The organism is Saccharopolyspora dendranthemae, from assembly GCF_007829955.1.
Taxonomy (GTDB): Bacteria; Actinomycetota; Actinomycetes; order Mycobacteriales; family Pseudonocardiaceae; genus Saccharopolyspora; species Saccharopolyspora dendranthemae.
The window spans coordinates 876,880-893,200 of sequence record NZ_VIWX01000002.1; the positions used below are offsets into that span (position 1 = coordinate 876,880).

Consider the following 16,321-nt stretch of genomic DNA (forward strand, 5'->3'; position numbering starts at 1 on the left):
CCCACTCTAGGAGAGATCGTCAACCGGCACAGATCAGCCGGTCACCGACTCCGGGAGCCCGAACTTGGCGAAGTCGACGTCGAAGAACGACACGACGTGTTCGATCCGGTGCTCGCCCAGTTCGAGGACGTGCAGCTGAAAGGGGCGAAAGAGGTCGTCATCACCGCGCAGGTAGACGCCGAAGGCGAGCTGCCCGTTGGCGCGGGTGGGACGCAGCCGCAGCCCGTCCGGGCCCGCCGGGCACTGCCGGGCGTTGAGCTGCCCGATCCGCTCGCCACCGCGCACCCACAGCCGGAAAGGCGGCATCTCCCAGACGGCCTCGGCGGTGAACAGCTCGACGATCGCCGGCACGTCCTTGGCCTGGAACGCGGCGACGTAGCGCTCCAGCAGTTGCTCCTGCTCGGCCGACAACGGCTGGGGGCGGTCGTCCTGCGAGGGGGCCACGTCGGCGAGCTGCGCGCGGGCGCGCTGCAGAACGCTGTTGACCGCGGCGGTGGAGATCGCCAGCGCGTCGGCGACCTCGGAGGCCCGCCACCTCAGCACGTCGCGCAGGATCAGCACGGCCCGTTGCCGCGCGGGCAGGTGCTGGAGCGCGGCGATGAACGCCAGCCGGGTGCTTTCCCGGAGACCGACGATCGCGGCGGGGTCGGTGGCGGTGTCAGCGATCATCCCGTCGGGGATCGGCTGCAGCCACGGGACCTCACCGGACTCGACGACCTTCTCGTGCGGCACGTCGTCGGCCGGGGCGCCCAGGCCGCTGGGCAGCGGACGTCGCTTCCGGCTCTCCAACGCCGTCAGGCAGGTCGTCGTGGCGATCTTGTACAGCCAGGTGCGCAGGGAACTCCGGCCTTCGAAGCGGTCGTAGGACCGCCAGGCCTTGATGTAGGTCTCCTGCACCAGATCCTCTGCGTCCTGCAGCGATCCGAGCATCCGGTAGCAGTGCGCGAGGAGCTCCCGGCGGTAGGAGTCGGCTTGCGCGACGAAGTCGTCGGTGGGTGCGGTCGAGGTGACTGGCATGGCGCTGGTCCTTCGGCGTGAGGTGGCCCTACCCGATGTCGACGACCGTAGCGCGGCGGTCCGACAAAAGGGTCAGCAACGACCCTCGCGCCAATAGCCCATGAACGCCACTGAGTGCTTGGGGATGCCGTGCTCGTTGACCAGCAATCGGCGCAGCCCCTTGATCACCGCCGCTTCGCCGGCCAGGAAGCCGTAGATCGAGCCCGACGAGCCCTCCGGCACCTCCCAGAGCGTCCGGGCGTCCACGTCGACGTCCTCCAGGTCGGCCGAGCTCGCGGCCTCGTCGCGCACCGGGCGCAGCTCGCGCAGCGCCTCGGCCACTCCCTCGCCGAGCAGCTTGCCGTGCGGCGCTCCGGCGCGGGAGTACCAGCGGACGTCGACTTCCGCGGGGCATCGCCACTGCTGCTCGTCGTCGCTGGAGGGAACTTCCACGCACACCACACCGCGCGCGTCGGAGGGCAGCGATTCCACGATCGCGGCGAGCGCGGGCACGGCGGTCTCGTCCCCGGCCAGCACGAGCCGGTCGGCGGAGGCCGGGGGAGACCACTCGCAGCCCCACATCCGGCCCGAGCCCGGGCGGTTCGGTGCGAACAGGCCGATGGCCTGCCCTGGGCTCGCGCCTGCGGCGAAGGTGGAGGCCGGACCGGCGTGGCCGTCGTCGAGCCCGTGCAGCACGAAGTCGACGTCGACCTCGCAGGCGTCCGGCCGGTAGTCGCGCACGGTGTAGGTCCGCAGGTCCGGGCGCACTTCCTCGGGGAGCTCCAGCCAGCGCGGGTACCAGTCGTCGCCCTCGGGGAAGTCGTCGAGCGAGCGGCCCTGCTTGGGCAGCACGATCTTGATGCGCTGGTCGTGGCCCCCGAACCCGAAGTCGGACAGGCACGCGCCGCTGAAGGTGATCCGGACGAAGCTCGGCCCCAGCCGGCGCACGCGGGCGACCTCCACGGGGAAGAGCCGGTACCCCGGTCGCACGTCAACATCTCGCCTGGCTCGCGTCACTGTCATCCGAAACCTCCTCTTCGCTCTGCTAGGTTAGCCTAGCCTTAGAACAACAGGAGGTCGACCTTGCGTCACTCGATCCGGGCCGCTGTCTTAGCCGCGGTCTCGCTCGCGGCCGTCGGAACGCTGTCCGCGTGCGGATCATCGCAGCCCGAACAGGCCGGCAACGGCTGGTCCTACACCGATGATCGCGGCGTCGTGGTGAACCGCCCGGAGCGCCCGCAGCAGATCGTCGCACAGGTTTCCGCCGCGGCCGCGCTGCAGGACTTCGGTGTCGCGATCGCCGGGACGTTCGGACCTCTCGTGCGCGACGACGGCTCCGTGGAACCGGAAGCGGGCACCCTCGATCCCCGGCAGGTCACCGACGTCACCGGTGCCGGTTATGGCGAGGTCAACCTGGAGCGGCTGGCCTCCCTGCATCCGGACGTGCTGGTCAGCGGCAAGTACGCCGAATACCCGGGTCTGTGGCACCTGGTCGAGGACCAGGAGCAGAAGGTCAAGCAGATCGTCCCGACGCTGGGCGTCGCGCAGTCCGGGATCGCGCTGCCCGCCGCCATCCGGAAGTACCAGGAACTGGCCAGGGCCCTGGGTGCGGACGTGGAGTCCCCGAAGGTCAAGTCCGACGAGCGGGCGTTCGAGGCCGCAGCCGGACGCCTGCGCGAGATCGGTGCGCGGATGAAGTCGCAGGGCAAGACGATCCTGCCGATCGGCGGCACGAAGGAGGAGTTCTTCGTCGTCGTGCCCGCCCGCAACCCCGACCTCGACTACTACGTCAAGGAACTCGGCCTGCCGATCACCGCGCCCCGCGATCCCGACCAAGCGAGCGGCAGCTACTACGAGCGGCTCTCCTGGGAGAAGGCCAACGCCTATCCCGGCGACATCATGCTCTGGGATGCGCGGTCGGCGTCGATGACGCCCGAGCAGATGAAGCAGAACCCGGTCTTCGCGGCCACCCCGGCCGCCCGCGCGAACCGGTTCGTCGAGTGGGACGCGGTCGCCCCGATGAGCCACGCCAGCTACGCCAAGATCATGAACAAGCTGGCCGACCAGATCGAATCCCACCTCAAGCCCTGAAGAACGTCACCAAGTCCCAGTTTTAGTCATAACTGAGCCGACATTTCGGGCACGAAGGGTCCTCGGTTTGGACTAAAACTGGGAGATGCCCTGGTGGGGACGTCGGGAGGGTCGGGGTGGTTGCGGGAGGTCAGCTGTTGAGGTCGCGGACTTCTGCTAGGAGTTCGAGGGAGCGCAGCCAGGCTGCGCGGTCCACCGCGGAGGAGACGACCATCAGCTCGTCCGCCTGGGCCTGCTTGGTGAACTTCTCCAGGTAGTCGTCCACCTCGGCCGGGGTGCCCACCGCCGAGTAGCGAGCCATCGACTCGACCTGGCGTCCCGCGGGGGAGGCCAGCAGAGCGTCGATCTCCTCGGTGCTGAGCTGGCGGCCCTGCGCGAGCATCCGGCTCGCCCGGTACCGCTTGGCCTCGAGGAACTGGTGCTCGGCGTCCTCGGTCGTGTCGGCGGCGATCACGTTGACCCCGGCGATCACGTGCGGCTCGGACAGCTGCGCCGAGGGCTGGAACTCGCGCCGGTAGTGCGCCGTGGCCGCCTCCAGGGCGTCCGGGGCGAAGTGCGACGCGAACGCGTAGGGCAGGCCCAGCAGGGCGGCGAGCTGCGCGCCGAACATCGACGAACCCAGCACGTACAGCGGCACGCGGGTGCCGTACCCCGGCGTGGCGTTGACCCCGGAGACGCGGGTCTCGCCGGCCAGGTAGCCCTGCAGCTCCAGCACGTCCTGCGGGAAGGAGTCGGCGGCGGTGGGGTCGCGGCGCAACGCCCGCATCGTGCGCTGGTCGCTGCCCGGCGCACGCCCCAGTCCGAGATCGATGCGTCCCGGGAACAGGGTCTCCAGCGTCCCGAACTGCTCGGCGATGGTCAGCGGGGCGTGGTTGGGCAACATGATGCCGCCCGCGCCGAGCCGGATTCGGCTGGTCTGGGCCGCGACGTGACCGATCAGCACGCTGGTCGCCGACGACGCGATGGTGGGCATGTTGTGGTGCTCGGCGTACCAGATCCGGTGGTAGCCCCACCGCTCGGCGCGCTGGGCCATGTCGACGCTGGCGGCGAAGCTGTCCGCAGCAGTCTCCCCCTCACCGATGTGAGCCAGGTCGAGAACGGAGAGATCCACGGTCACGGCAGCATCAGCCCTTTCACGCACGCACAACGGGCCGGGACCACGCGCCCGGCCACCCTGGGCAACGCCTCACCGACCGCTGATATTTCCGCCGCCCGCGTGAGCGGCGCCGCATCCGTCAGGCCCTGGGCCCGGTGCTCGCGCGGATGACGAGGTCGGTGGCCAGCTCGACCCGGTTGGTCTCGAAGCGGCCGGTTTCGGCGTGGCGCAGCAGGACCCTCGCCGCTTCGGCGGCCATCGTGGCGACGGGCTGGTCGACCGTCGTCAGCGCGGGCGAGATCCATTGCGCCATCGGCACGTTGTCGAACCCGACGACGCTGATGTCCTCGGGGATGCGCAGGCCGCGCTGGTCGACGGCGCGGTAGGCGCCCAGGGCCTGCAGGTCGTTGGCGGCGAAGAGCGCCGAGGGCGGGTCGGGGAGGCTGAGCAGGTCGGCCGCGGCCTGCTGACCCCGGTCGAGGGTGAAGTCCCCGTCGGCGATCAGCTCATCGGTGACCGCGATGCCCGCGCTCATCAGCGCCGAGCGGTAGCCGTCGAGCCGCGCGACGGAGCACTGCAACTGGGGTGGTCCGCCGATGAAACCGATCCGCTCGTGCCCCAGTTCGACGAGGTGCTCGACGGCGGAGCGGGCACCGCTCCAGTTCGTCGCGCCGACCGAGGCGACCCGCTGATCCGGTTGGCCCAGCGAATCGATGATGATCACCGGCACCCCGAGGCCGTGCAGCTGCTCGGCGTGGCGCGGACCGAGTTCGGTGACCGCCAGGATGATGCCGTCCGAGCGGCGGGCGGTGAGGTTGTCCAGCCACGCGCGTTCGGTCGTGCGGCCGTCGTGCACCGCCGAGACCACCATGCCCACCCCGGCGTCGTGGGTGACGCCCTCGACGCCGCGCACGATCTCCAGCGCCCACTCGTTGTCGAGCGTGTGGAAGACCAGGTCGATGAGACCGGCGCGACCGCTGCCGTGGTTGGCCCGGCGCGAGTAGTTGTGCCGGGTGATGAGCTTCTCGACGCGTTCGCGGGTGCGGGCGGCGACCTCCGGCCGGCCGTTGAGGACCTTCGAGACGGTCGGGACCGAGACGCCGGCCTCCCGCGCGATGTCGCTGATCGTCACGCGGTCCTTCTTGGCCTCTGCCACCGTGCCTCCTCGTTGGACGGCCGCCACCGTACCTGAAAGTTTCGGAGCCGCCGCTCTCGTCATTCCGCGACCGTCACCGGTGTGTCGAGCACGCGATCGGGCCCCACCTCGCGCACCTCGCCGATCAGGCGGAACTCGCCGGAAAGACGCGGTTTCGCGCTGTCCCCGCCGACGTGGACCTCGATGGTGCCGGGCTCGACGATGCGCCTCCCGCGCGCACCGGTGTAGGCGGCACGGTCGGCGTGCAGCCTGAACGACACCCTCCGGGAGGCGCCGGCGGGCACTGAAACCCGTCCGAAACCGGTGAGCTGGCGGACCGGGCGGGTCACCTGGGCGACCGGGTCGCGGAGGTAGAGCTGCACCACCTCGTCGCCGTCGCGGTTCCCGGTGTTGGTGATCGTGCAGGAGATGTCCACCGCCGCGTCCGTGGGGACCTCCTCGGCGCTGATCGCCAGGTCCGAGTAGGCGAAGGTGGTGTAGGACAGGCCGTGCCCGAAGGGGAACAGCGCGGTCGGGTCCAGCGAGCTGACCTCGCTGGCCGCGCCCAGGGGAGCGGTCAGGTAGGTGCCGGGGTTGCCACCCGGGGCCGCCGGGATGGACACTGGCAGCCTGCCCGAGGGGTTCACCTCGCCGGTGAGCACTCCCGCGAGCGCCGCCGCGCCGGCCTCGCCCGGGAAGAACACCTGCACCACGGCGGCGACCCGGTCGGCGAGCTCGCCCAGTGCGTAGGGCCTGCCGCTGGAAACCACCAGCACCACGGGTGTTCCGGTGTCCGCCAGCTGCTCCACCAGCGCCTGCTGGTCGCCGGGCAGTCGCAGGTCGGCCGCGTCGCAGCCTTCCCCGGAGGTGCCGCGGCCGAACAGGCCCGCGCGGTCGCCGACCACCGCGACGCACAGGTCGGCTGCGGCTGCTGCGGCCCGGGCCGCAGCGAAGTCGGTGCGGCCCTCGGGCAGCTCGCAGCCCTGGACGTGATCGACGTGCGCTGCGACGCAGGCGATCTCGTCGCGGAAGGTGGGCAGATCGATGCCGTGCGGCCAGTCCGGGTAGGACGCGCCGACGTGCGCCGGGAACGAGTAGCAACCCAGCAGTGCGAACGGGTCGTCGGCGAGCGGGCCCACCAGCGCCACGCTGCCCGGCTCGCGCACCGGGAGCGTGCCGTCGTTGGCGAGCAGCACGACCGACTCCTCGGCGAGACGCCGGGCCAGGTCCCGGTTCCGGGCTGAATCGAAATCGCGGGGCTGGGAGACCTCGGGTGACCAGTCGGGGTCGAGCAGGCCCAGTTCGACCTTCTGCCGGAGCACCCTGGTCAGCGCGCGGTCCACCAGCGCTTCGTCGACGTCTCCGGAGCGCACGAGCTGCGCCAGGGGCTCGGCGTAGCAGCGCGCGTTGGGCAGCTCGACGTCGACTCCGGCGCGCAGCGCGGCCGCGCCGGCGGTTCCGGGGTCCTCGGCCACGCCGTGCAGCTGGTGCAGGAACGACACGCCGAAGTAGTCGGCGACCACGGTCCCGGTGAATCCCAGCTCTCCGCGCAGCAGATCGGTCAGCAACGCCTCGTCGGCGGCCGAGGGCATGCCGTCCACGTCGGTGTAGGAGTGCATCACCGAGCGGGCGCCGCCGAGCCGCAGCGCCATCTCGAACGGCGGGAGGACGACGTCGGCGAACTCGCGCGGTCCCATGCTCACCGGCGCGAGGTTGCGGCCCGCGCGGGAGGCCGAGTAGCCGGCGAAGTGCTTGAGGGTGGCCACGATTCCGCTCGACTCCAGCCCGGCGACGTAGGCCGACCCGATGGTGCCGATCAGGTAGGGATCCTCGCCGATGGTCTCCTCGACCCGGCCCCAGCGCAGGTCCCGGGCCACGTCGAGAACCGGGGCGAGTCCTTGGTGCACGCCCGCCGAGCGCATGTCGGCGCCGATGCGGGAGGCCATCTCGCCCACCAGATCCGGGTCGAACGAGGCGCCCCAGGACAGCGGGACCGGGTAGGCGGTGGCGCCCCAGGCGGTGAACCCGGCGAGGCATTCCTCGTGGGCGAGCGCGGGGATCGCGAAGCGGCCGGCGCTGGTGATCTCGCGCTGCAGCCGGGTCAGCGCGGCGGTGCCGCGGGCCGGTTCGACGGGAGCGCTGCCGAACACGCGCGTGAGCTGCCCCAGTCCGTTCTTGATCATCTCGTCCCACGCCGGGGTGTCGTCGGCGAAGTCCGCCTGGTGCGGTGCGACTCGTTCTTCCGCGCCCGAGACGTAGATCCACATCCCGACGAGCTGGTTGAGCTTCTCCTCCAGCGTCAGGCGGGTCATCAGGTCGGCGGCCCGCTCCTCCGCCGGGAGCTCGGGATCGCGGTAGGGAGGGCGGTCCTCGGTCGGGCGCGACTGCGGCATGTGCGGCGACTCCCGTCGTGGTCAGGCGGACGACACCGTCCGAAAAAGTTTCGGCAACGGCGTGCTGGAACTGGGCTCCAGCGATCGCCAGGTTGCCACATCGTCCGTCGAAAAACGCGATTGCACAAGGATTGGTGGCGTCGAGAGCGGCCAGTGAAAGTTTCGAGAAAATAGGGTCTTGTCGACCTGCTCGCGGCTGCGGTACCGTCTCGCCGACCGGAATCCGGTGTGACCGCGAGCACACGGCGTCCGGCGCTCCGCGAGCTCCGCACCCCTGCGACGGGAGTTGACGATGCGTGGACTGCGACGTCTGTGCGCGGTGGCGATGGTGCTGGCGGTCGGGCTGACCTCCACCGGCTGCGCCGTGCTCCTGCCACCGAGCGAAGGTGGCGCCGGGCTGATCACCACGTGGGCGATCAGCGGCGGCGGCGAGGAGGAGCTGATGCCGAGCCAGGGCGACCGGTTCCAGGACCGGACCGGGCGGCGGATGCAGACCCAGTTCTTCCAGAACGACCCGTACAAGAACAAGCTCTGGGTCTCGATGGGATCGGGCACGCCCCCGGACGCGTTCTTCGGTTGGGGCGGCGGTGCGCTGGAAGCGTTCATCGAGGCCGGTCAGGTCGCCGACCTGGCACCGGCGATGCGCGAGCACCCCGAGTGGCGGCAGAACTTCCTGCCCAGCGTGATGAGCCCGGTCGACATCGGCGGCGGTACCTACGGCATTCCCGTCGGCGGCATCCAGCCGGTCCTGCTGTACTTCAACAAGGACGTCTACGCCGAGACCGGACTGCGACCGCCGCGTTCGTGGAACGAGCTGCTGGACCAGGTTCCCCGGCTCCAGGAGGCCGGTTATCTGCCGATCGCGTTGGGCGGCGCGGATTCCTGGACCTACCTGATGTGGGAGGAGGCCATCGTCGACCGGGTCGCCGGGCCGGAGGCCTTCAAGGCGGTGCTCGACGGAAAGCCCGGCGCGTGGCTCAACCCGGACATCATCAAGGCCAACACCATGCTGCAGGACCTCGTGCGCAGGGGAGCGTTCGGCAACGCCTTCCCCTCCACCAGCGCTGAACTCGGCCAGCAGCGCACCCTGGTGGCCAGCGGTCGTGCGGCGATGATGGTCCACCTCGGTTCGGGCTACTCCGACCTGCTGGGCGATGACGAGAAGTGGGTCCGCGAAGGACATCTCGGCTGGGCACCGTTCCCCGCGGTCGAGGGAGGCAAGGGCGACCCGGCCAACCTCGTCGGCAACCCCACCACCTTCATGTCGGTCACGGCCGGACCGGAAGCGCAGGAGGCCGTGGACTTCCTGCGCCAGGACCTCTCCAGCGACGCCTTCACCCGAGGCCGGGTGGCGCGCGGTGACGTGCCGCCGGTGACCGGCATCGAGGACGAGCTGCGCGCCTCCGAGGACGCCGACTACATGACCTTCGTCTACGACCTGGCCAAGAACGCGCCGCACTTCCAGCAGTCCTGGGACCAGGCGCTGCCACCGGGACCCGCGCAGAACGTGCTGATCAACCTGCAGAAGCTGTTCCTGGACCAGATCAGCCCAGAAGAGTTCTCCGAGCTGATGGAGGAATCCACGAGATGACCGCCACCGAGCTCCTGCGGCCGACCACGCCGAGCCCGGCCCCGCGACCGCGCCGCTCCGCGCGGCACTGGACCGAACCCTCCACCTGGTTCGCCGCCCCCGCGCTGGTGTTCTTCGCGGCGTTCGTCATCGCGCCGATCGTCGTGGTGGTGATCCTGTCCATGATGGACTGGAACGGCATCGTCGATCCGCGCTTCACCGCAGCGGAGAACTGGAGCGAGCTCGCCGCGGATTCCGGCATGTGGCACTCGGTGTGGGTGTCGCTGCAGGTGATGGTCCTGAGCTGGGTGGTGCAAACCCCGATCAGCATCCTGCTCGGCGTCTACGTCGCCGGGCAGCAGCGGTACCGGGCGGTGCTCGGCGCGCTGTTCTTCCTGCCGCTGGTGCTGTCCTCCACCGGCATCGGGATCGTGTGGCGCAACCTCGTCGACCCCGAGTTCGGAGTGCTGCCCGCCCTCGGACTGCCCGGCCTGAACCTGCTGGGCGACGCCGACCTCGCTCTGATCACCCTCATCTTCGTGGTGTCGTGGCAGTTCATCCCGTTCCACACGCTGCTCTACCAGGCCGGGGTGCGGCAGATCCCCGCCCAGCTGCACGAAGCCGCCGAACTCGACGGAGCGGGCCCCGTGCAGCGGTTCTTCCGGATCACCCTGCCGCAGCTGCGCAACACCATCGTCACCTCCAGCACCCTGATGCTGGTCGGGTCGCTGACCTACTTCGACCTGTTCTACGTGCTCAGCGAAGGCGGTCCCGGTGATGCCACCCGGATCCTGCCGGTGACCATGTACATCACCGGTTTCCAGCAGTACGAGCTCGGCTACGCCAGTGCGCTCGCGCTGCTGCTCGTGGCGCTGGGCACCGCGCTGTCGCTGGGGCTGACCAAGTACTCCGGTTTCGCCCGGATGCGCAGCGACCAGGAGGGCGCGTGATGCTGCGAATCAGAGGTCTGCTGCCGAACGCCGCGGCCCTGCTGTGGGCTCTGGTGGTGGCCGTGCCGCTGTACTACGTGGTGGTCACCAGCCTGCGGGCGCAGGAGGACACCACCGGCGCCAACCCGTTGTCGCTGCCCGGTTCTCCGACGCTGGAGAACTACGGGCTGGTGTTCTCCGACGGGTTCTTGAAGTTCCTGTTCAACAGCGTGCTGACCACGGGGCTCACCGTGGTGGTCGTGCTCGCCACCGCGCTGCCCGCCGCCTACGTGGTGGTGCGCGGCAAGCGGCGGCGCCACCAGTGGTTGTTCCGGATGTTCCTGGCGGGCCTCGCGATCCCGCTGCAGGCGACGATCATCCCGGTCTACGTGATGATCGTGGAAGCGGGCCTCTACGACAGCCTGCTGGCCATCGTCCTGCCCGCCATCGCCTTCGCGATGCCGCTGTCGGTGCTGATCCTCAGCAACTTCCTGCGCGACATCCCCGAGGAGCTCTACGAATCGATGTGCCTGGACGGAGCGGGGCAGTTCCGGGTGCTGGTGAACCTGGTCCTGCCGCTGTCCCGGCCGGCGCTGCTGGCGGTCGGCATCTACCAGGCGCTGCAGGTGTGGAACGGGCTGCTGTTCCCGCTGATCCTGACCCAGCGCGAGGAAACCGCGATGCTGCCGGTGATGCTGTGGCAGTTCCAAGGCCAGTACACCGTGAACGTGCCGGCGATCATGGCGGGCGTGGTGCTCTCGGCGATCCCGGTGCTGGTGCTCTACGTGCTCGGCAGGCGGTTCATGGTCGCCGGGCTGACCGCGGGCGCGGGGCGGTGATCCGACGTCATCGCGTCCGGGAGCGCTCCAGGTACCGCAGCACCGCGGTGACGCGCCGGTCCGCGCGGTCGTCCGGTGGCAGGTCGAGCTTCGCGAAGATGCTGCGGATGTGCTTGTGCACCGCGCCATCGGTCACCACCAGGCGTTCGGCGATCGCCGCGTTGCCCAGCCCCTCCGCCATCAGCGCGAGCACGTCGCGCTCGCGCGGGCTCAGCCGGTCCAGGCCGGGGCCGGGGTGCGTGCGCGTCAGCAGCTGGGCGATGACGTCGGGATCGATGGCCGTCCCGCCCCCGGCCACCCGGTGCAACGCCGACATGAACTCCTCGACGCGGCCCACCCGCTCCTTGAGCAGGTAGCCCAGCCGCGCGCTGCCCGAGGCCAGCAGCTCGGTGGCGAAGGCCTGCTCCACGTAGGCCGACAGCACCAGCACGGCCAGTTCCGGATGTTCGGCGCGCGCCTGCACCGCGGCCACGATGCCCTCGTCGGTGTGCGTAGGCGGCATCCGCACGTCGACCACCGCCACGTCCGGCCGGTGCTCGTCCACGGCCGCGAGGAACCCGGCCGCGTCACCTGCCGTGGCGACCACCTGCAGCCCCTCGGCGCGCAGCAGCAGCGCGACGCCTTCGCGCAGCAGCGGATCGTCCTCGGCGATCACAATCCGCAAGGCAGGCTCACCTCCACCGTGGTCGGCCCGCCCGCCGGGCTGGCCAGATCGAACGTTCCGTCGTGGGCCTCCACCCGGCGGCGGATCCCCGTCAACCCGGTCCCGCCGCGCGCATCCGCACCGCCGCGCCCGTCATCGGTGATGAGCACCCGCATCCGGTCGTCGTCGCAGCGGCGCAATCGCACCGAGGCCGTGCGCGCCCCGCTGTGCTTGGCGACGTTGCTCAGCGCCTCGGCGACCACGAAGTAGACCGAAGCCTCGACCGAAGCCGCGCAGCGGCCCGGCAGGTCGGCGTCGATGCTGCACTCGGCGGGGCAGTCGGCCGCCAGCGCGGTCAGCGCATCGGACAGGCTCCGGTCCTGCAGCACGGGCGGCATGATGCTGCGGACCACCGCGCGCAGCTCGCGCAGCGCTTCCTCGGCGGAGTCCTGCGCGCGCCCGAGCATCGCCTCCGCGTCGTGCGGGTCGCGCTCGACGGCCCGGCGCGCAGCACCGACCAGCACGGTCACCGCCACGATCCGGTTCTGGGCGCCGTCGTGCAAGGCGCGCTCGATGCGCCGCAGCTCCGCGGAGTGCGCGTCGAGCGCGGCGGCCCGGGTGGCGGTCAGGTGCGCGATCCGCGTCGCCAGGTCGGCCTCCGATCCCAGGTGCAGCAACCGGCGTCCCGGAAGGGCCTGCAACCGCGCCATTCCCGGCAGGAACAGCAGGCACGCCACCACCCAGCCCAGGCCCATCAGCGACACCAGCAACGCCCCCGAGAGGTCGCGCACCTGCCACAGTCCCAGCGATGCCGTGGAATCGGCCGGGGGGAGCAGGTGCCACCACAACGGGAAGGTGCCGTCCCGGACCGTGTTCAGCGCCAGCGTCAACCCCAGCACGCCGAGCACGAATCCCGTCACGCCGTGCACCGCGACCCAGGCGAGCTCGCGCCGCACCGCCGGCGTGCGCAACGCCTTCAGCAGGCCCGGGGGAACCGGGCCGGGGCTGATCACGTCCGGGCCCCAGCGGGAGAGCCGGGTGCGCTCCTGCTCGGCGACCACGTGGACCAGTCGCAGAGCGTGCGGGGCCAGCAGGATTCCCGCGCCCACCAGGCTCATCCCCGCGCACACGACGACCAGCAGCAACGCGATCAGCGCGAGCACCGAGGTGCCCAGCCCGGCGACCACGTGCTCGAGGGAGTCGAACGTGACGCGGGCGCGGCGAGCGAGCCTGCGCTGGGCCTCCTGCGATGACATGGCACCTCCTCGACGCGAAACACTATCGGCCGCAACCGCGTCCGCGCGGTAGTGCTGGCTGTACCACCGGAAGTCCCCTCAGCGGGATCGTTCGGGTGCTCGGCCGCGACTAGCTTTTCCGCCATGCAAGACGACGCACCTCGTATCGTGACGAGGGTTTCCGGCGGGCCGATGAGGATGTCCGGCAAGCTGAAGGCCCTGCTGTGGCTGACCTTCGCGGTCTGCGTGCTGACCAACGCGGTGACCTCGTTCGCCGCCCGGCCGCCGGTCGTGCCCCTGGGGCTCGGGCTGCTCACCACCGCCTGCGCGATCGCCCTGTTCGCCCAGCACCGGCGACGATGAATCCCCTTCGCACACCGAGGAGAACGATGCCCTCTCGACTGCGCTCGCACATCGCCGAGCGGCCGATCGCGTGGTTCTTCGCGCTGTCGTTCGGCCTCAGCTGGCTGGTGTGGACCCCCTACGTGCTCTCGCGCAACGGGATCGGGGTCCTCGCGATCGACTACCCCCGGATCGCGGGCACGACGCAGCTGCTCGGCGTGCTGCCCGGCGCCTACGCCGGACCGCTGCTGTCGGCGTTCGCGCTCACCGCGATCATCGGTGGCAGGCCGGGACTGCGCAGGTGGGTGGGACGCGTGGCCCGCTGGCGGGTGCACTGGTTCTGGTACGTCGGAGTCCTGGCCGGGGTTCCCGCAGCGCTCACCATCACCAGCCTGCCGATCATGGGGGACTGGCGGATGCCCGCTGCGGCGGTGCTCGTCGCGTTCGTCGTGGGGATGGTGTTCCAGCTGTCCACCACCGGCCTCGCCGAGGAACCCGGGTGGCGCGACTTCGCCCTGCCCTACCTGCAGCCGAAGTACGGCCCGCTGCGCGGGACGCTGCTGCTCGGGCCGCTGTGGGGCGCCTGGCACCTGCCGCTGTTCTTCACCGAGTGGGGCGGGTGGCCGGAGTTCAGCGTGGTGGAGGTGGTGGAGTTCTGCGGCCTGGCCACGGCCATCAGCGTCGTGATGACGTGGGTGTTCAATCGGACCGGCGAGAGCCTGCCGGTGGCCGCTCTGCTGCACATCAGCGTGAACAACTACTTCTCCACCACCTGGTCGGAGATCTTCCCGGGCGGTGACGGCGGTTCGGTCACGCGGATCACCCTCATCGCCTCGACCGTCGCCGCGGTGGTCACGATCATCGCCACCCGCGGCCGGCTCGGTTACGCCCCGGCGGAATCCGCCCCTCGAACCGAGGATCTCGCGGAGGCGTGACCACCGTGCGGGCCGGCCGTCGGCGCAGGCGGCCGGCCCGCACGATCACTCCGAGGCGGGCCGGCCTCGACCCCCCGAGCGGTCGAGGCCGACCCACGACTGTCAGGACTTCAGCTCGACCACCACGACGCCGTAGGGCGCCAGGGTCACCTCCGACACGGGCTCGCCTGCCAGGCTCCGCAGCGAGCCCGCGGTGCGCGGAGTCGCGGTCGCTTCGCCCGGGTGCTGGCTCACCAGCCACGCGAAGCGGCGTCCGTCCTGGTGCACGAGGACGTCGGCGAACACCCGGGGGTCGTCGACCACGACCTCCCTGGCCACACCGGCGATGTCGGCCAGCGCGGCGTAGAGCCGGTGCGAGTCGTCGGGGTTCACCCTGGTGCTGCGGGCCGCGAACAGCTCGACCGGGTAGGTGCACAACACGGCTTCGCCCTGGCCCGAGGAGCGGCGCAGCAGCGCGGGGTTGCCGTGCGCGTCGGTGGCGACGACCTTCGCGCCGTCCGGGACGACCGGCAGGAACGCGCGACTGTGCTCGTTGCCCGACACCCGGAACCGCAGCGTTTCGCCCTCCTCGATGCCGCCGAAGTCCTCGGCGAAGGTGAAGCGCACCTCGTCGTCGGCGACCTCGTCGACCACGCCGTAGGTGATCTGCTTGCGCACGCCGAAGGTCTCGTCGAAGTAGGGGATCCACGGCTGCCGGTGGTGGCCGACCTCGCCCGCCGTGTAGGACAGGTACAGCACGGCGCCCTCGTCGACCCGCTCGCGCAGCCGTTGCCAGGTCGGTCCCTGGATCTGCTTCACGCACGGCAGCAGGTAGAGGTCGCAGTCGTCGTCGATGCCATCGCGCTCCCGCACGAAACCCACCGGCAGGTCGGCTTCTCGCGCCGCCACGTACGCCTGGTGCAGCGTGTCGAAGATCAGCGGCCGGTCGTCATCCTGGGTGAAGGGATAACCGCGCTCGAGATACTCGGTGACCAGCAGCCCGGCGCGGGCAGCGCTGCGCTCGCAGCGGGCGAAGTCCACCTGCTCCAGCACCTCGGCGAACGCGGCCAGCTCCCGCAGCGGGGGTTTCGGCGCTCCGGTGCTGTCGGTGATGCCGAAGTGCATCTCGAACGGGTGGTGCGAGTAGGGCCCCTGGGCGATGAGGTCGTCGTAGTCGGTGTTGTTCCAGGCGACCCAGCCCGTCGAACCGGCCAGCAGCGAGTTGTGCAGCGTCTGCCGGTAGTAGTGCGCCGCGTTGTCCGGCGAGACCTGGTCGCTGGAGAGCCCGAACTCCTCCAGCACCACCGGTTTGCCCGCCACCGCGGACAACTCGCAGATGAACGCGGCGATCAGGTTCTGGCGCACGGGGTCGCTGTCGATCCGGTACACGTGCGGGCCCACGAAGTCCACCATCGCGCCCGTCTCGCGCACCGAGAACCCGTTGTCGACCCCGGTGACCTCAATGCCCCAGGCGCCGTCGCCCAGCGACACGGGCTGAGTCCCGCCACCGGCGCGCACGGCCTGCACCATGAGCCGGGACCACGCGCTGACGTGCTCGGTCGGCGCCTTCGGTTCGTGCCGCAACCGGCCGTAGATCGGCATCTCGTTGCTGAGCAACCAGCCGGCCACCGCAGGGTGGTCGGCGAACCGCTCGGTCATCCGCTGCACGAACCACGCCTGCTGGGACACCAGCCAGACGTCGGCGTAGAGGTCCCGGCCACCCCGCCACTGCGGGTCCCAGTTGTCGCCGGACATGTGGCCGACGATGAAGGTGGGGATCGACGTCATCCCGATCTCGGTGTGCGCGTCCAGGAAGTCCTGGTAGTGCGCCACCTTCTCCTCGTCCACCGTGTCCGGTTCGGGCATGAAGTCCGGCCAGTAGAAGAACGAGCGGGTCTGCCGCAGGCCGTGCGAGTGGAGCACGCGCAGCTCCTCGCGCACGACCTCGGGGGAGTAGTGGCGCCACATCAGCGGGCCACCGGTGCGCGACCAGAAGTTCGCGCCCAGCCACACCTGAGGCCGTCCGTCCACGGTCACCTTGGCGGAATTGCGTCGCATGGAGAACCTTTCGCAGTGGTGGAACCTGCACGGCGTGCGACACCGCGCGGTGCGTCGGAGACCGGTCGCGGATCAGCGCC

General features: G+C 70.6%; 14 protein-coding genes. 6 read left to right on the forward strand and 8 right to left on the reverse strand.

Translation table 11 applies throughout. The annotated features are described in order from the left end of the window. Window positions 1–33 precede the first annotated feature (33 nt). The gene (locus FHU35_RS12815; protein WP_145738907.1) at window positions 34–1,017 is read right to left on the reverse strand and encodes a sigma-70 family RNA polymerase sigma factor; all 984 of its coding nucleotides are present in this window, start codon (window positions 1,015–1,017) and stop codon (window positions 34–36) included. A gap of 72 nt (window positions 1,018–1,089) precedes the next feature. Then, the gene (locus FHU35_RS12820; RefSeq protein ID WP_145738910.1) at window positions 1,090–2,019 is read right to left on the reverse strand and encodes a siderophore-interacting protein; all 930 of its coding nucleotides are present in this window, start codon (window positions 2,017–2,019) and stop codon (window positions 1,090–1,092) included. Window positions 2,020–2,079: 60 nt separating this feature from the next. Between FHU35_RS12820 and FHU35_RS12825 the strand changes: the two genes are divergently transcribed. After that, the gene (locus tag FHU35_RS12825) at window positions 2,080–3,087 is read left to right on the forward strand and encodes an ABC transporter substrate-binding protein (protein WP_246110271.1); all 1,008 of its coding nucleotides are present in this window, start codon (window positions 2,080–2,082) and stop codon (window positions 3,085–3,087) included. A 130-nt stretch (window positions 3,088–3,217) separates the two neighbouring features. Here the strand turns inward: FHU35_RS12825 and FHU35_RS12830 are convergent, their stop codons facing one another. The 3 genes from FHU35_RS12830 to FHU35_RS12840 form a co-directional block, all read right to left on the reverse strand. Continuing rightward, a complete protein-coding gene (locus FHU35_RS12830) occupies window positions 3,218–4,204 on the reverse strand; it encodes an LLM class flavin-dependent oxidoreductase (protein WP_145738912.1) in 987 nt (328 codons plus the stop codon). 118 nt (window positions 4,205–4,322) lie between these two features. After that, complete coding sequence (locus FHU35_RS12835; RefSeq protein WP_145738915.1) at window positions 4,323–5,339, reverse strand: LacI family DNA-binding transcriptional regulator; 1,017 nt, start codon at window positions 5,337–5,339, stop codon at window positions 4,323–4,325. Window positions 5,340–5,398: 59 nt separating this feature from the next. Next, a complete protein-coding gene (locus FHU35_RS12840) occupies window positions 5,399–7,711 on the reverse strand; it encodes a beta-xylosidase/alpha-l-arabinosidase (protein ID WP_145738917.1) in 2,313 nt (770 codons plus the stop codon). 292 nt (window positions 7,712–8,003) lie between these two features. On the opposite strand from FHU35_RS12840, the gene FHU35_RS12845 reads away from it, so the two are divergent. From FHU35_RS12845 to FHU35_RS12855, 3 genes are read left to right on the forward strand one after another with little or no spacing between them, the layout of a single operon-like run. Next, window positions 8,004–9,302, forward strand: a complete 1,299-nt coding sequence (locus FHU35_RS12845) for an ABC transporter substrate-binding protein (RefSeq protein ID WP_145738920.1) — start codon at window positions 8,004–8,006, stop codon at window positions 9,300–9,302. Next, on the forward strand, window positions 9,299–10,231 hold the full coding sequence (locus FHU35_RS12850; protein ID WP_145738923.1) for a carbohydrate ABC transporter permease: 933 nt from the start codon (window positions 9,299–9,301) through the stop codon (window positions 10,229–10,231). The genes FHU35_RS12845 and FHU35_RS12850 overlap by 4 nt, the downstream gene beginning before the upstream one ends. Then, window positions 10,231–11,049, forward strand: coding sequence for a carbohydrate ABC transporter permease (locus FHU35_RS12855; protein WP_145738926.1), 819 nt, complete (start codon window positions 10,231–10,233; stop codon window positions 11,047–11,049). The genes FHU35_RS12850 and FHU35_RS12855 overlap by 1 nt, the downstream gene beginning before the upstream one ends. A gap of 7 nt (window positions 11,050–11,056) precedes the next feature. Here the strand turns inward: FHU35_RS12855 and FHU35_RS12860 are convergent, their stop codons facing one another. Both FHU35_RS12860 and FHU35_RS12865 read right to left on the reverse strand, forming a co-directional pair. Next, entirely contained in the window at window positions 11,057–11,713 is a 657-nt protein-coding gene (locus FHU35_RS12860; RefSeq protein WP_145738928.1) for a response regulator transcription factor, read from the reverse strand. Beyond that, window positions 11,701–12,948 carry a sensor histidine kinase gene (locus FHU35_RS12865; protein ID WP_145738930.1) on the reverse strand — a complete coding sequence of 416 codons (1,248 nt, stop codon included), beginning with the start codon at window positions 12,946–12,948 and terminating at the stop codon, window positions 11,701–11,703. The genes FHU35_RS12860 and FHU35_RS12865 overlap by 13 nt, the downstream gene beginning before the upstream one ends. Window positions 12,949–13,095: 147 nt before the next feature. On the opposite strand from FHU35_RS12865, the gene FHU35_RS29270 reads away from it, so the two are divergent. Together FHU35_RS29270 and FHU35_RS12870 are read left to right on the forward strand one after the other, a co-directional pair. Next, the gene (locus tag FHU35_RS29270; RefSeq protein ID WP_186459398.1) at window positions 13,096–13,290 is read left to right on the forward strand and encodes a hypothetical protein; all 195 of its coding nucleotides are present in this window, start codon (window positions 13,096–13,098) and stop codon (window positions 13,288–13,290) included. A 26-nt stretch (window positions 13,291–13,316) separates the two neighbouring features. Beyond that, complete coding sequence (locus tag FHU35_RS12870; protein ID WP_145738932.1) at window positions 13,317–14,204, forward strand: CPBP family intramembrane glutamic endopeptidase; 888 nt, start codon at window positions 13,317–13,319, stop codon at window positions 14,202–14,204. Between the two features lie 102 nt (window positions 14,205–14,306). Here FHU35_RS12870 and FHU35_RS12875 read toward each other — a convergent pair whose 3' ends face one another. Continuing rightward, window positions 14,307–16,241: a cellulase family glycosylhydrolase gene (locus FHU35_RS12875; protein ID WP_145738934.1), complete on the reverse strand. Its 1,935-nt coding sequence runs from the start codon at window positions 16,239–16,241 to the stop codon at window positions 14,307–14,309. Between the last annotated feature and the right edge of the window lie 80 nt (window positions 16,242–16,321).

Excerpts from the sequence above, each read along its gene's own strand:
- FHU35_RS12815 (WP_145738907.1), bottom strand. The coding sequence starts at position 1,017 with ATGCCAGTCACCTCGACCGCACCCACCGACGACTTCGTCGCGCAAGCC.
- FHU35_RS12820 (WP_145738910.1), bottom strand. The coding sequence starts at position 2,019 with ATGACAGTGACGCGAGCCAGGCGAGATGTTGACGTGCGACCGGGGTAC.
- FHU35_RS12840 (WP_145738917.1), bottom strand. The coding sequence starts at position 7,711 with ATGCCGCAGTCGCGCCCGACCGAGGACCGCCCTCCCTACCGCGATCCC.
- FHU35_RS12845 (WP_145738920.1), top strand. The coding sequence starts at position 8,004 with ATGCGTGGACTGCGACGTCTGTGCGCGGTGGCGATGGTGCTGGCGGTC.
- FHU35_RS12850 (WP_145738923.1), top strand. The coding sequence starts at position 9,299 with ATGACCGCCACCGAGCTCCTGCGGCCGACCACGCCGAGCCCGGCCCCG.
- FHU35_RS12855 (WP_145738926.1), top strand. The coding sequence starts at position 10,231 with ATGCTGCGAATCAGAGGTCTGCTGCCGAACGCCGCGGCCCTGCTGTGG.
- FHU35_RS12865 (WP_145738930.1), bottom strand. The coding sequence starts at position 12,948 with ATGTCATCGCAGGAGGCCCAGCGCAGGCTCGCTCGCCGCGCCCGCGTC.
- FHU35_RS12870 (WP_145738932.1), top strand. The coding sequence starts at position 13,317 with ATGCCCTCTCGACTGCGCTCGCACATCGCCGAGCGGCCGATCGCGTGG.
- FHU35_RS12875 (WP_145738934.1), bottom strand. The coding sequence starts at position 16,241 with ATGCGACGCAATTCCGCCAAGGTGACCGTGGACGGACGGCCTCAGGTG.